The sequence below is a fragment of the Rhizobium sp. No.120 genome (genome assembly GCF_054558365.1).
Map to the genome: position 1 here is coordinate 1 of NZ_BAAJNQ010000062.1, position 597 is coordinate 597.

The 597-nt window shown below is 59.0% G+C and carries 1 protein-coding gene; it reads left to right on the plus strand.

The genetic code is table 11. The annotated features are described in order from the left end of the window. Positions 1–132: 132 nt before the first annotated feature. Positions 133–483 carry a hypothetical protein gene (locus ACYJRZ_RS31945; protein WP_145926105.1) on the plus strand — a complete coding sequence of 117 codons (351 nt, stop codon included), beginning with the start codon at positions 133–135 and terminating at the stop codon, positions 481–483. Positions 484–597 lie beyond the last annotated feature (114 nt).

Genomic DNA, 597 nt, shown 5'->3' on the forward strand with positions numbered 1-597 from the left:
GAGTTCCATTTCTTCGCTCATGTCAGTCTCTCAGAACTTTGGCGGCCTGCGTCGAGTTTGCGATAGGGATGATCGCCGTACTCGCCATCAGCGGAGGGTGGTCATGGGGCCGATGCCGCGGGGACGGGCGTGATGACACTCCAGACCTTCGCGCACTCGCCGGAAGGCGACGTCGCCGACGAGGCAGAACGTGCCCCTGTCTGGGGTGTCAGAGCGGGATTGAACACCACGTCTATTGCCGTGGCACCAAGCTCTATCCAATCGGCGCCGGCCGGCCGAAGCTGGCAAATCCGCCCGACGTTCCCGTCGCAGGGATGCATGTCCGAAGAAGACATCAGGGGCGATTTCGCACCCATGACACTTGCGATCGGTGCGATCATCGAACTGCGACCTGTCCGAGATGTAACCTCGCGATTTGGCGAGGTAGCCGGTGATCGCGGCCACGATGCGGTGGATCGACTGCACGATGCTGTCAGGACGTAGATTTTTCATCCAAAGATCTTCTGGAGCAAAAGAAATCAAAAGGATGACGCAGCCTGAAAGCCACGCCATCCGTCGCTTGGGAGGCGATGTTAAATCAGTCAAAGCGCCTTCTGC